The sequence below is a fragment of the Streptococcus mitis genome (assembly GCF_003942995.1).
GTDB classification, from domain to species: Bacteria; Bacillota; Bacilli; order Lactobacillales; family Streptococcaceae; genus Streptococcus; species Streptococcus mitis_CV.
In genome coordinates, this window is sequence record NZ_RJOH01000005.1 from 121,204 (window position 1) to 134,410 (window position 13,207).

Genomic DNA, 13,207 nt, shown 5'->3' on the forward strand with positions numbered 1-13,207 from the left:
GTTTTGATTATATCAAAGACAGAAAAGAGGAGAGATTATTTTCTCCCCACTTCTTTAGTAATATTACTTTTAAATATTTCTTCGGAGTTTTCCAGCATTTCACAAAATTCACGATAAGATGAAGACTTCTGAGGGATTTGGATAGACCATTTCTTCAACAAAGCTCCATAACCTGCTAGCTTTCCTATCTCATTATCAACAACCTTGTCCTTGCTCGGAAAAACAAGACCAGCCTTCTCAGCTTTCAAAATATAAGAATAGGAAATCAGCTGGAATAAGTCCTCACGGTTGATTCCTTTTTCAGTCAATTCCAGTTTTTTATACTTAGCATCTAAAACTATTTTAAGCTCTTCTTGATAAAAATCTGGATATACTTTCCGTTTCCCAACAGAAAATACCGAAAGACCACCTAGTTTTTCTTTATTCCGTGGATGGATGAAATCTTTTGGCAACAAAGTATGAACATACTCTTCCCAAAGCCAGGCAACATCAAAAAGAATACCATGAATTTTTTGATCTTGATACCCTAAACCGTGCTTTTCTTGGTTTAGGATCATCAGACAAAGTTCTTGTAACTTTCTGTACTCGTGAAAGTATGCATGACGTATAGGTTTAGATTGATTTACTCGAATAATCTTAGCACGATCAGCTAGTTTATAAGAAGGCGTTACACGCACGATTTCAGCTACGTTTTCACGACTAGTTGAGAGATTATCTAGTACCCCTTGACCAATTCTTTTCTGGTTCTTAATGTATTCAATAGTGTGACGGACCAACTGTATGAGGGGATTATCATAGGTGAACTCTCTCGTTGTGTAGGCAATATTTCCCGTGAAAGGAAGATTTTTCTTGAGATGTTTTCTTACATCAATCACTCCCTTAACATTACTGTCATTATAAGAAAATCGATGGTATTCCTTATAAAGACCTTTTCTAATAGCAGCTTGTAGATACTTAGGGAAGAAATACATCAAAAGTTGATAGAGCTTATCTTCACGAGACAAAGCAACATCTAAACTAGTGAGATTGATATGAAGAACCTTGTGTAAGAGATAATGCAAAAAATGGTCATTACTCTCATCAGAAAAGCGAGAGGAAATCGTTAATCTTTCCTGATCACACCCCAGAAAACCAATCACATTTCCAGTCTTGATTTTCTGATTAACTGTTTCAAAGATTTTTTGATCCTTCTCTAAGTCAGGAGAATTCTTCAAATCATTTGGAAAAATGAAAATACATTCATCTTTGGATAGACTTTTCAAGGTTCTGTCTAAAAGAAGACTGCTTAGTTTAGGATATTCTTCAACAAATTTTTCTTTAACAATCTTGTGTTGATTATCAGTAATCCGCATCATCGTTTTCATCGCCTTCATTGTCATCAGCTACTGCCTGATCTTTTTGCTCATTCTTTGTCAGATCAAATGCCTTTTTAAAAGTTTCCAGAGTTTCAACCTCGTCATAAGAACCACGTAGATAATCTTCCAAAAGCGGTTTGAGATAATCAGACCAGAGTAATTCATAATCAAATTTTACTTCTTTTAACCTCAGGAAATAACTTGGTCCGATATGGTAATGACTGTTTAATTCTTGAATATTTTCAATAGCAGCATTCAAGTTTCTTAGACGAATTTTTGCTTCTTCTGCATGGATATTCAGCTCTTTATCCAACATGCCAACTTGACTCTCGGCAGTAACTTCAACAAAGCGGAAGCGACGGCGCATAGCAAAATCAAAGGTGTCTACTGAACGATCAATATCATTCATAGTTCCGATGATGTAAACATTTTCGGGGATATAAAACTTTTCATCAGTTTCGTGTAGATTTGCATATTGGGTAGAAACACTTCCCTTTTCCCCACGATAACTAGGGTCGATAGAGAAAAAGAGTTCCCCAAAAATCTTAGAAATCTCCCCACGGTTGAATTCATCAATGATGAAGACAAAATTATCTTGGCCTCCAGTTTTCTTAGCGTCTCTAGCTTTCTGACAAAACTTCTTAAAAATACCATCTACTAATTTAAACTCAATGGTACCATCTCCATTAGATACTGGTCTCAATCCCTCTACAAAATCCGTATAGTCATAAGATGGGTGAAACTGTACAAAGCCTATTTGGTCTTCGTTGCCATCCGTTAATTCTTTAGCAATTTCTTTAGCAAGATAAGTTTTTCCTGTACCAGGAGCACCGCGGAGGATGAGGTTTTTGGATGACAGTAAAATATTTTTATACTCGTTGATATTTTCTGATGTGTTTTCCTCGTTTTTAATATCTGCAATCTTATCTTTTTCAATATTAAAATCCATATATAACTCATCAAGACTTGAATATGTTAATAAAGATACTGTTGTAAAGTCCCATTTCTTGGTTTCAAGAGAATTTAACTGGAAATCACCAAATTTACTAATCGGAATGATTTCAAATCGTCTTGGAAACCCTTCGAACTCACTATTTTCAACATATTGATAAGGACCAATTATTTTAGCCAAAAAAGAAGCCCGTAGATTCTTCCTAGGAACTACTACTAAATCTCCTATACTGACTCCATGTTGAAGGAGTGCTACTTGATTCTCTTGTTTTCTAGGTTTTTCTTCACCACTGTAAGGATAATTTTTTTCTTCTATATTTTCAAATCCAATATATAGAACTTTATCCTTAAAAGATTTCTTATGCAATTTTATGTTATTGGTCCCGCCAACTGAAATTTTCCAAACTCTTATATTCGACATAAATTCCTCCATTTTTACATTAACATATAATATTTTTTTATATAATAACACTAATCAAGAAGCAAAGCAAGGAATTAAACAAAAAGCCCAGTGTTAGGAGCTTAAATATCTCATAACACTAGACTTCATTTTTATCTTAATAATACTCGCCCTGGCGATAGTCCCATGAGTTAAAGGTGTCTGACAGGTGCATCATGATTTTATCAATGTCAAGCCCTTTACGGATCACAACTGGGGCTGGTGAAGTTGAGCGTGCTCCTCCTTGTTCTGGGATGAGTTTACCGTCTTTATCAACCATAGAGACCATCACACCTTGCTCGTAGCGAGTTTCAATCGTTTTGTCAGGCTGGATTGATGCCACGTAGTCGTCTGCTTCGATGACAAGGTCTACAGCTTCTTCGATACGTTCCCCGATACCTTCTACCTTACCACGGTTTCCTTTTCCAGATGGGTTAGCTGATGAGGCATAGACCATCTTGCCCTCTTCCCAAAGTTTGGCAGCCAATTGTTCACCAGCTTTCCCGAACTTGATAACGAAACAGCTAGTACCACGCACGTCAGTCATCAGCTCTTCACGACCATCACCGTATGCTTTTAGTTTTTCAAAAGCTTCAGGTTTCCATGGAAGGATACAACCAAGAAGAATATCTTCATCCCAATGTTTTTGGTAAAAGGCTTCAATTTCTGGATTGAGTTGTGCTAAAGCACGGAGCTCATCCATGCTACCACAGAGAACGACACCTGGTTTGTTACGATTGCGTTCTTTGGCTGCGAACTTACGCTCAAGTCCTGCCTTGTCACTAGTCATGATGATGTAACCAACTTTTGTAGGGCAAACAATACAACCGCCCTCACCTTTTAAAATGTCATAGCCTTCTTGTGAAAGTGTTCCGTTCCATTGAATGTGTTTTGTCATAGTTCTATTTCCTTTTCTATTTTTTCTAATCCTGCCAGTAGGCTGGTCGTTGTTTTTCATAAGCAGCAATCAAATCTTCATACTGCAAAGTAATACCGATATCATCCAAACCATTTAAGAGCTTATGTTTCCATTCGCTATCGATTTCGAAAGTGAATTCTCCAACTGGTGAGATGATTTTTTGTTGTTCCAAGTCTACAGTTACCTGGTCGGTAGGTCTCAGCTGGGCTAGTTTCTCTCTAACCTCTCTGGGCTGAACAATAGGCAACATACCATTATTGAGTTCATTATTGTAATGAATATCTCCAAAAGACCCTGCAATTACGACTTTAAAACCATAGTCCGCTAGAGCCCAAGCTGCGTGTTCCCTTGAAGAACCTGCGCCGAAGTTATCCCCTGAGATGAGAATACTGGCTTCCCGATATTCAGGTCGGTTAAAGACAAAGTCTGGGTCCTCAGTATACTTGTCGTCCAGATAACGCCAAGCATACATGAGGTACTTACCAAAGCCTTTTTTATCAATCAGCTTGAGAAACTGCTTGGGTAGGATTTGGTCGGTGTCGATGTTATCATTCATGAGAGGAACGGTCGTTCCCATATAAACTGTAAATTTCTCCATATCCTCTCCTTACTGGGCCTCTGGCATTTGCCGAACATCTACAAAGCGCCCTGCAATAGCTGCTGCTGCTGCCATGGCTGGACTGCAGAGATGGGTCTTAGCGCCAAATCCTTGTCTGTCCTCAAAGTTTCGATTGCTGGTTGAGGCACAGTGGACACCATCTGGAACCTTGTCAGGATTCATCCCTAGGCACATAGAGCAACCTGGGTCTCGCCACTCAAAGCCAGCATCTAGAAAGACCTTGTCCAAGCCCAACCTCTCAGCAGCTCGTTTGACAGGACGAGAGCCTGGAACCACAATAGCTGTTAGATTAGGAGCAATTTTCTTCCCTTTAACAAATCGCGCAGCCAGTTGCAAATCGCTAAGACGAGCATTTGTACAAGAGCCGATAAAGATATAACCTAGTTCAATATCTGCTGGCTTTTGACCAGGCTCCAAGTCCATGTAATTGTAGGCTCGCTCATCATTCATATCCTTAATTTCTGGGAATCTACTGTCAAAGTCAACCCCCATAGCAGGGTTGGTTCCCCAGGTCACCATAGGAGCAAGGTCTGAGACATCCATATGAATAACCTTATCGTAAACAGCATCATCATCACTGACAATTGTTTTCCAATCCGCCACAGCCTCTTCGAAGTCCTCTGGCACACATTCTCGTCCCTTGAGATAGTCATAGGTGGTTTGATCCGGATTCATGATTCCCATCTTAGATCCAAACTCGATGGACATATTGCAGATGGTCATGCGCTCTTCCATACTCAGTTCATCAATTGCTTGTCCACGATATTCCACCACGTAGCCAACGCCGCAAGCAACGCCGTACTTGGCAATCAAGGCTAAAATGAAATCCTTGGAATAAACTCCTTTTTGAGGAACTCCAGTGAATTCCACCAACATTTTCTTAGGTTTGACCTGCCAGAGGGTCTGGGTAGCAAAGACATGTTCGACCTCACTGGTCCCAATTCCAAAGGCGATTGCTCCAAAAGCACCGTGAGTTGCCGTATGGCTGTCTCCACAGACGATGAATTTTCCTGGTTGGGTCCGTCCAGTTTCTGGTCCCACCATGTGCACAATTCCCTGTTTTTCAGAACCGTGGGCCGCATGTTCAATCCCAAACTCCTCAACATTTTCAGCTAGCTTATCAATTTGCGCCTTGGAAATGACATCTCGAATATCGTAGATATTGACTGTCGGGACATTGTGGTCGAAGGTTCCAAATGTCAAGTCTGGTCGTCTCAATCTGCGCCCTGCATCTCGTAATCCTTGAAAAGCTTGAGGGCTGGTCACCTCGTGGATATAGTGCTGGTCCACATACATGAGTTGGGGCTGCCCCTCTTCTCCTGTGATGACATGGCGATCCCATAATTTATCAAAAATCGATTTTCCTGCCATCCATTACCTCCAAATAACATATAAGGCTACTAGTGTGGTCACCATCCCAAGAAACCAAACTGTTTTAAAATACCATTTTCGAGTCTTGTGGTGAAAGATGATTCCTGCTAACCAGGCACCAAAACCACCACAAACAAAGGCTAAAATGAGTAAGATTTTCTCTGGGATGCGCCAAGCTCTTCTCCTTGCCTTGGATTTGTCAATAGCATAAATCAAGAAAACCATGACATTCCAAATCAAAAGGACTAGAGTAATTTTTACGTCTAACTTCATAACCTTGCAATAATAGCTTCTGTCATTTCCTTGGTCGAAGCCTGTCCACCTATATCTCTTGTTAAAACACCAGCTGCCAAACTTGCCTCAACAGCACGCTCGACACGCTCTGCATCCTCATAACGTCCAAAACTGTCTCTCAACATCATGGCAACTGATAAAATCATCGAGATAGGATTGGCAATTCCTTTACCTGCAATATCAGGAGCTGAACCGTGAATGGGCTCATAGAGACTTGGTCCATTTTCAGAATGACTGGCTGATGGCATAACCCCAAGTGTGCCAGATAGAACACTTGATTCATCAGAGAGAATATCTCCAAAAAGATTCTCCGTTACAATAACATCAAACTTAGCAGGATTGGTAATCATAAGCATGGCAGCTGAGTCCACCAGCTGGTGTTCCAAGGTTACATCTGGGAAATCCTGTGCGACCTCCTCAACTACTTTCCGCCAGAGTTTTGATGTTGCCAACACATTTTGCTTATCGATGCTGGTAAGGATTTTTCTCCGACTTCTTGCAATTTCAAAGGCCTTACGAATAATCCGCTCTACTTCCTCATAGCTATAGTCGTTGATATCACGCGCTTTGCGCTCTTCAAGGATATGATCCCCAAAATAAATCCCGCCTGTCAACTCACGCACCACGACAAAGTCCACACCAGCAATTCGTTCCGGTTTTAGTGGTGACAAATGCTTAAGACTGTCAAAGATTTTTACAGGGCGAATATTAGCATAGAGATTGAGTTCCTTACGGAGAGCCAGCAAGCCTTGTTCAGGCCGAACCGCTGCTCCATCATACCGAGGACTACCGATAGCCGCTAGGAGAATAGCATCTGCTTCTCTGCTTGCCTTGAGGGTTTCAGCAGGTAAGGGATGCCCTGCTGCATCAATACCTGCACCTCCGAAGGGTCTTCTATCAATCTCATAGTCAAAACCTGTTTTTTCAGCTAGAGCTTCCAGAACATCTAAACCAGCCTCCATGATTTCTGGGCCGATTCCATCCCCTGCTAGAGCTACTATTTTTTTTGTCATAGCATTCTCCTTTACACACTAGGCATGTCACGATAGGAAACACTGCGTCCCATCTCACCAGCATTCTCTTTTTGAACAAAGGTATTGGCATTGATGTAGGCAATAGCAGATGCTTTCAGTACATCGAAATCAAGCCCTGCTGCATTAAAGATGGTTTCTGTATCTCTGTTTTCAACAGTGACCAAGACCCGAGCCTGGGCATCAATTCCATCTGTCACAGCGTCAATAGTGTAAGACACCAAGCGGACGGATTGATTAAAGAACTTGTCGATAGCGTTAAAGATTGCTTCAACGGAACCTTGCCCTGTCGCATTAAATTCAACTTTCTCACCATCCATATTGGCTAGGCTAACGAGTGCTTCAATGTCATTATCTGCATGAGTTTGAAGTTGTAAATCATCAAAGTGGAAGCCTTCTGGATTTTCAACCATGGTTCCAGCGACCAGCGCACGAATATCTGCATCTGTGATTTCTTGTTTCTTATCTGCCAGTGCCTTGAACTTAGCAAAGAGTGGTTTGATATCCTCTTCTGTAAAGTCTAGGGCCAATTCTCTTAGTTTCTCAACAAAGGCATGGCGGCCAGACAATTTACCAAGCGGAAGACTATTACTCTTAACACCGACCAATTCAGGTGTGATAATCTCATAAGTAAGAGGATTTTTAAGGACTCCGTCTTGGTGAATACCAGACTCGTGAGAAAAGGCATTGCCACCAACCACAGCCTTGTTTTTAGGAACTGGAATACCAGAGAAGCGAGAAACCATTTCTGACGTATTCATTGTTTCATCCAAAACAATATCACTAGTTGCTTGGAAGAAATCCTCACGAATCTTCAAAGCAACAGCTACTTCTTCAAGAGCAACATTACCTGCGCGTTCACCGATACCATTAATAGTTCCCTGGACACGTCCAGCACCGTGTTTAATTGCTGTCAAAGTATTTGCAGTTGCCATACCGAGATCATCATGACAGTGGACACCAAAGACAACTTTATGATCTGATTTAATATTTTCAGTCAAGTGATCAAAGATGCGTGCAAACTCTTCTGGCGTGGTGAATCCAACCGTGTCAGGGATATTGATATAAGACGCACCAGCATCAACCGCTGTTTGAACGACTTGTAATAGGAAATCCAACTCTGTTCTAGTCGCATCCTCTGGAGAGAATTCGACCACTTCAAACTTAGAACGTGCATAAGAGACATGCTTCTTAATAGCTTCTAGAATCTCTTCCTTGCTCTTATTGAGCTTGTACTTGCGGTGAATCGGACTGGTAGCGATAAAGACATGAATCTGTGGATACTTGGCATCCTTAAGTGCCTCATAACAAGCATCAATATCAGATTTTACAGAACGAGCTAATCCTGTCACTGCTGTTTTTTTCATGGCTTTAGCAATTTCTTGAACGGCTATAAATGAATCTGGACTAGCAGCCGGAAAACCAGCTTCAATTACAGAAATTCCCCATTTCTCCAGCTGTCTTGCAATGGAAACTTTTTCCTTTATTGAGAAGTTAACACCAGGTGTTTGTTCCCCATCACGAAGACTTGTATCAAAAAATTCAACTTTACGCATAAGATTTCCCCTTTTCCAAATGTGGTTTTAAAAAAACATCTCGCTCAGAAGTCCAAGCGAGATGTTGATTCACTCCCGCTTGGTAAGCCAAACAGGACTAATGCTTTTTGCACTAGCCCGAGTACCTCAACAACAAAGCAAATTGATTAAACTTAGCTGTTTTCATGTTTGACTTTCTCCTTCGTTTGATATCTTGTTTAGTATTTTAGCATAGGCAAAAGCACTTGTCAAGAAAAAATCCAATATTTTCTGAAAATTTCTTCAGTATAGAATATTTCGCTAATTGAAAGTTCTTGAAAATCCTTGAAATGTTTCATTTTTTAGAGGTTAAGTTCCAACTTCTTTCTATCAATTCCAGGATTGCTGAATCTGACAAAGTACCATCAAAAGCCACGCTAATCCAGTAACGTTTGTTCATATGAAATGCTGGGTAAATACCCTTTTGTGAAAGCAAGTCCACTACTTGGTCGTGTTTGAGGTTCACTGCTTCGACTATCCCTTCTCTACCCTTTTCCAGTTTATTCCAAGAAATTTTCATCAAAACAGCATACCATTTTTTATTGCCTTCATGACGTAATACTGCTGTATCAGGAGATTTCTCCCACAGATACTCCAACTGATTACCATACTTTTCCTGAACTCGAGCCATGATACGCTTAGTCTGAAGACAGATATAATCCTGCACATCAAAACAAGCCTTACGAATCTGGTAAAGAATCTCCAAACAAGCCTCACGGACACTTCCTACAAAACTTCCTCTCATATTTTCCATATGGACTTGAGGATATAGGTCACCCGTTTCCTGATCAAAGACCTGAAAATTCACATTATCAGTAGTGATGGAGACTGTCATGAAAAAGTCACCCTGCAAAATCTGGCAACTATAAGTCCAGACTTCCCAATTTTCTACAAAACCATAGGCACGAGCCTTTTCTTGATTAAACTGATAGGATTTAAAAATTTCAAACATAAGTGAAAACTGCTACCCAAAGCTAGCAGTTCCTTTCTTTTTTTTAAAAGAAAACCTTAGTACCATGCAATTGTGTTACACCCAGCTGGTCAATAAAGGTTTGACGGTTGTCCAAGTCAATCCCCCCACCTGGTAGAATTTCAATTTTACCAGCTGCATGTTCCAAAATTCTGTGATAGTGAGCAAAACGTTTGTCTAGCGAGTCCCCAGATACTCCAGCACGAGTTAAGATACGAGTGACTCCAGCTTGGCTGAGCCAGTCAATGGCTTCCAACTGATCTTCATCACTCAATTCATCAAAGGCCATATGAAAGACAATTTCCATTCCTTTCGATGCAGTAATTAACTTTTCAAGATTCGGCTTATCCAACTTCTTCTCAGCAGTTAAAACCCCAAATACAACCCCTTGACTTCCAGCCTGAGCAGTCAATCGAATGTCTTCTAGCATGATAGCAATTTCCATATCATTATAGACAAAGTCGCCACCACGGGGACGAATCATGGTCATAATGGTCGTATCGTAGTTGGTTGCCAATTCAACTGCTGCCTTAATTACTCCATAGCTTGGTGTTGTTCCACCAACTGCTAAATTATCACAAAGTTCTATCCGACGAGCCCCAGCCTGCATCGCTTTTTCAAGCAAGGTCACATTTTCAGCACAAAATTCGTAAATCATTTGATTCTCCTTGAGTATTACTTCGAATTTATTATATCATATTGTTGTGAATATGCTTTCAATTTTATCAAGGGAAATAGTTACAAATTTTACCTATTCTTTGTCTGGAATAACCTTAAAGAGATAATAGGTGATAAAGATGGTCAAAGCTCCCAGACCGATTTTGACCGGCAAAAGAGGCGCAAAGTAAATGGAAATTCCCATCAAGATGTAGATAGATACAATGATTTTTTTCTTACGTTCACGTGCAATGGACTTTGTTTCCCTAAAATCAGCTACATATGCTTGATAGAGCTTGGTATGATACAACCAATCTTCGAATCGCTTGGAACTTCTGGAGAAACAAGCAATAGACAACAAAAGGAAAGGCGTTGTCGGCAACAAAGGTAAAACAACCCCAACAATAGCCAAGGCTAGTGATAAAAAACCAATAATTAGATAGATAAGACGCATAACTTCTCCTAGTTAAAATAATCTTCTTCTAGTTTCGCATACAATGATGAATTTTGTCAAGCTCCAACCAAAAAAGAGCCTGAAATTCACTTTCAGGACTCTCCACTTATTTAATCTTTTCTTCTTCGTAGTCGCCATTACTACATACAACCTGCTTGCCACCACCACGAACTTTTTTCTCCATGAGGAAGTTACCACATTTTGGACAGTCACGACCAATAGGCTTGTCCCAAGAGGTAAATTCACATTCCGGATAGCGATTGCAACCATAGAAGAGGCGGTTACGTTTTGTTTTNCGTTCAATAATTTNTCCTTGATGACAACTTGGACACTCAACACCGATTTCTTTCACGATTGCTTGGGTATGACGGCAATCTGGGAAATTGCTACAAGCGTAGAACTTACCAAATCGACCAAGTTTAATAACCATTGGACTGCCACACACTTCACAATTAAATCCAGCTGGTTCATCCTTGATCTGGATTTTCTCCATTTCTTCTTCAGCCTTGGCGACTTCCTTAGAGAATGGTTTGTAAAAGGCATCAATGACACGTTGCCACTGCTCTTTTCCAACTTCGACGTCATCCAGCTTGCCTTCCATTTCAGCTGTGAAGGTCACGTTTACGATATCTGGGAAATATTCAACGATGAGCTTGTTAACAATTTCTCCCAACTCTGTCGGTTCAAAGCGTTTGGCTGCAAGACGAACATAATAACGTTTCTGAATAGTTTCAATAGTTGGTGCGTAGGTGGACGGACGGCCAACGCCATTTTCCTCCAAGGTCTTGATCAGTGTTGCTTCAGAATAACGGGCAGGCGGTTGGGTGAAATGTTGCTCTGGTTTGCTATTCACCTGTTTGACCACATCTCCAACAGCCATATCTGGTAACATCTTATTTTTATCAGAATCATTGTAAATGGCAAGATAACCATCAAACTTAACCTGACTACCATTGGCAGCAAATTGAACTCCATTTTGAGACAATTTAACAGCCATAGTATCAAAGACAGCAGCTGTCATCTGGCTCGCTACAAAACGATTCCAGATAAGGGTATAAAGCTTGAGCTGATCCTTGTCCAGATACTTAGCAATACTTTCAGGTGTATTAAAGACGCTAGACGGGCGAATAGCCTCGTGGGCATCCTGAGCTCCAGAAGCATTTTTAACCTTGCTACCATGCTTAGAATACTGGCTACCAAAACGGTCCGTAATGAAACTTGCTGCTTCATTTTGCGCTACAGGACTGATACGAGTCGAATCGGTACGCATATAGGTAATCAAACCTTGAACACCAGAACCGATATTAATTCCTTCATAGAGCTGTTGGGCAACCATCATGGTTTTTCGAGTACGGAAATTGATTTTATTGGCAGCATCCATCTGCATAGATGAAGTGGTATAGGGTAATGGAGCATTGCGTTTGCGCTCTTTCTTATCTACCTGATCCACTGAAAAGTCTTTATTAGTCAGACGAGACAAGACTTCCTTGACCTCATCATTACTAGTCAGTTTCAGCTTTTTACCATCCACTCCATAGAAGGAAGCCTGAAATTGCTTGGTTCCCTTTTTAAAGACACCATCAATTGTCCAATATTCTTCTGGCTGGAAGGCATTGATTTCATTTTCACGGTCAATGATGAGTTTAAGGGCAATGGACTGTACGCGCCCTGCTGACAAGCCCTTCTTGACCTTTTTCCACAAAATAGGCGAAATCGAATAGCCTACCAAGCGGTCTAGGACACGACGAGCCTGTTGGGCATCGACCAAGTCCATATCAATCTTGCGTGGTTCTTTAAAAGCATTTTTGACCGCATCCTTGGTGATTTCATTGAAGACCACACGGTTGGCATCATTTTCATCCAAGTTGAGAATATGAGCCAAATGCCAAGAAATCGCTTCTCCTTCACGGTCCGGGTCACTCGCCAGAAAGACTTTATTAGCTTTTTTAGCTTCTTTTTTCAAGTCATTGATAAGAGGACCTTTTCCTCGAATATTGATATATTGCGGTTCATAATTATTTTCAATATCGACTGACATACTGGATTTCTTCAAATCCCGAATATGCCCGACACTGGCTAAAACCTTGTAGTTTCTGCCAAGATATTTTTCAATCGTCTTGGCCTTAGCAGGCGACTCCACGATTACTAGATTTTTTTTAACTGTTGATTTTTTCTTTTTTGTTGCCGTAGCCACAGTATCACACCTTTTCAAAGTAATAAACTTTATAAAGTGTAAACCATTTTGCCATAACTGTCAAGACTTAGCTCCTATATATAGAAGAAAAGTTTGTCTAGTAAGCGGACTTTCTTCTTATACTCAATGAAAATCATGACCACCCGTCAAACGGGTGGTTTGTCCCAGGGCTATAAGCCCAAATTACCAGCCAGCGCCTAAAGACGCTGGCTTTCACTTTGTTCAAGCCTTATTGCTCTTGACTCGTCACTTGCCTCTCAAAGAGGCTTTAGTATTACTTACCACTATCCCTAAAGGGATCCTCATATTCTTTTACACTTAATTTATCTAGTGCTATATCATGCTTTTCCTGTTCTTGAATATATTTCTTAATTGTGGC

12 protein-coding genes and 1 pseudogene are annotated in these 13,207 nt (G+C 40.6%); all 13 read right to left on the minus strand.

The window, feature by feature from the left end; genetic code table 11:
• Window positions 1-35: 35 nt before the first annotated feature.
• Window positions 36-1,352, minus strand: coding sequence for an McrC family protein (locus tag D8836_RS04905; protein ID WP_185761599.1), 1,317 nt, complete (start codon window positions 1,350-1,352; stop codon window positions 36-38).
• Window positions 1,339-2,727, minus strand: coding sequence for an AAA family ATPase (locus D8836_RS04910; RefSeq protein WP_125393336.1), 1,389 nt, complete (start codon window positions 2,725-2,727; stop codon window positions 1,339-1,341). Before D8836_RS04910 ends, D8836_RS04905 begins: the two co-directional genes overlap by 14 nt.
• Before the next feature lie 136 nt (window positions 2,728-2,863).
• Window positions 2,864-3,643: an L-threonylcarbamoyladenylate synthase gene (locus tag D8836_RS04915; protein ID WP_084924272.1), complete on the minus strand. Its 780-nt coding sequence runs from the start codon at window positions 3,641-3,643 to the stop codon at window positions 2,864-2,866.
• 25 nt (window positions 3,644-3,668) lie between these two features.
• Window positions 3,669-4,262, minus strand: a complete 594-nt coding sequence (gene leuD / locus D8836_RS04920) for a 3-isopropylmalate dehydratase small subunit (RefSeq protein ID WP_084924270.1) — start codon at window positions 4,260-4,262, stop codon at window positions 3,669-3,671.
• A gap of 9 nt (window positions 4,263-4,271) precedes the next feature.
• Window positions 4,272-5,654 (minus strand): 3-isopropylmalate dehydratase large subunit, encoded by a 1,383-nt coding sequence (gene leuC / locus D8836_RS04925; RefSeq protein ID WP_084924269.1) that lies wholly within the window; start codon window positions 5,652-5,654, stop codon window positions 4,272-4,274.
• A gap of 3 nt (window positions 5,655-5,657) precedes the next feature.
• A complete protein-coding gene (locus tag D8836_RS04930; RefSeq protein ID WP_084924267.1) occupies window positions 5,658-5,927 on the minus strand; it encodes a DUF1294 domain-containing protein in 270 nt (89 codons plus the stop codon).
• Window positions 5,924-6,961 (minus strand): 3-isopropylmalate dehydrogenase, encoded by a 1,038-nt coding sequence (gene leuB / locus D8836_RS04935; RefSeq protein WP_125393332.1) that lies wholly within the window; start codon window positions 6,959-6,961, stop codon window positions 5,924-5,926. Before leuB ends, D8836_RS04930 begins: the two co-directional genes overlap by 4 nt.
• Window positions 6,962-6,972: 11 nt before the next feature.
• Window positions 6,973-8,535, minus strand: coding sequence for a 2-isopropylmalate synthase (locus D8836_RS04940; protein ID WP_084887027.1), 1,563 nt, complete (start codon window positions 8,533-8,535; stop codon window positions 6,973-6,975).
• Between the two features lie 313 nt (window positions 8,536-8,848).
• A complete protein-coding gene (locus D8836_RS04945) occupies window positions 8,849-9,505 on the minus strand; it encodes an MmcQ/YjbR family DNA-binding protein (RefSeq protein WP_125393333.1) in 657 nt (218 codons plus the stop codon).
• Between the two features lie 43 nt (window positions 9,506-9,548).
• Window positions 9,549-10,181, minus strand: a complete 633-nt coding sequence (locus D8836_RS04950; RefSeq protein ID WP_125393334.1) for a copper homeostasis protein CutC — start codon at window positions 10,179-10,181, stop codon at window positions 9,549-9,551.
• 93 nt (window positions 10,182-10,274) lie between these two features.
• Window positions 10,275-10,634 carry a YbaN family protein gene (locus D8836_RS04955; RefSeq protein ID WP_001237214.1) on the minus strand — a complete coding sequence of 120 codons (360 nt, stop codon included), beginning with the start codon at window positions 10,632-10,634 and terminating at the stop codon, window positions 10,275-10,277.
• 106 nt (window positions 10,635-10,740) lie between these two features.
• Complete coding sequence (gene topA / locus D8836_RS04960) at window positions 10,741-12,828, minus strand: type I DNA topoisomerase (RefSeq protein ID WP_125393335.1); 2,088 nt, start codon at window positions 12,826-12,828, stop codon at window positions 10,741-10,743.
• Between the two features lie 274 nt (window positions 12,829-13,102).
• Window positions 13,103-13,207 (minus strand): annotated as a pseudogene (locus D8836_RS04965) (IS200/IS605 family transposase); the annotation flags it as partial.

Bases quoted from the DNA above. Each gene is read 5' to 3' on its own strand.
- D8836_RS04955 (WP_001237214.1), bottom strand. From the start codon at position 10,634: ATGCGTCTTATCTATCTAATTATTGGTTTTTTATCACTAGCCTTGGCT.
- leuD (WP_084924270.1), bottom strand. From the start codon at position 4,262: ATGGAGAAATTTACAGTTTATATGGGAACGACCGTTCCTCTCATGAAT.
- D8836_RS04915 (WP_084924272.1), bottom strand. From the start codon at position 3,643: ATGACAAAACACATTCAATGGAACGGAACACTTTCACAAGAAGGCTAT.
- leuC (WP_084924269.1), bottom strand. From the start codon at position 5,654: ATGGCAGGAAAATCGATTTTTGATAAATTATGGGATCGCCATGTCATC.
- D8836_RS04950 (WP_125393334.1), bottom strand. From the start codon at position 10,181: ATGATTTACGAATTTTGTGCTGAAAATGTGACCTTGCTTGAAAAAGCG.
- leuB (WP_125393332.1), bottom strand. From the start codon at position 6,961: ATGACAAAAAAAATAGTAGCTCTAGCAGGGGATGGAATCGGCCCAGAA.
- D8836_RS04940 (WP_084887027.1), bottom strand. From the start codon at position 8,535: ATGCGTAAAGTTGAATTTTTTGATACAAGTCTTCGTGATGGGGAACAA.
- D8836_RS04930 (WP_084924267.1), bottom strand. From the start codon at position 5,927: ATGAAGTTAGACGTAAAAATTACTCTAGTCCTTTTGATTTGGAATGTC.
- D8836_RS04910 (WP_125393336.1), bottom strand. From the start codon at position 2,727: ATGTCGAATATAAGAGTTTGGAAAATTTCAGTTGGCGGGACCAATAAC.
- D8836_RS04945 (WP_125393333.1), bottom strand. From the start codon at position 9,505: ATGTTTGAAATTTTTAAATCCTATCAGTTTAATCAAGAAAAGGCTCGT.
- D8836_RS04905 (WP_185761599.1), bottom strand. From the start codon at position 1,352: ATGCGGATTACTGATAATCAACACAAGATTGTTAAAGAAAAATTTGTT.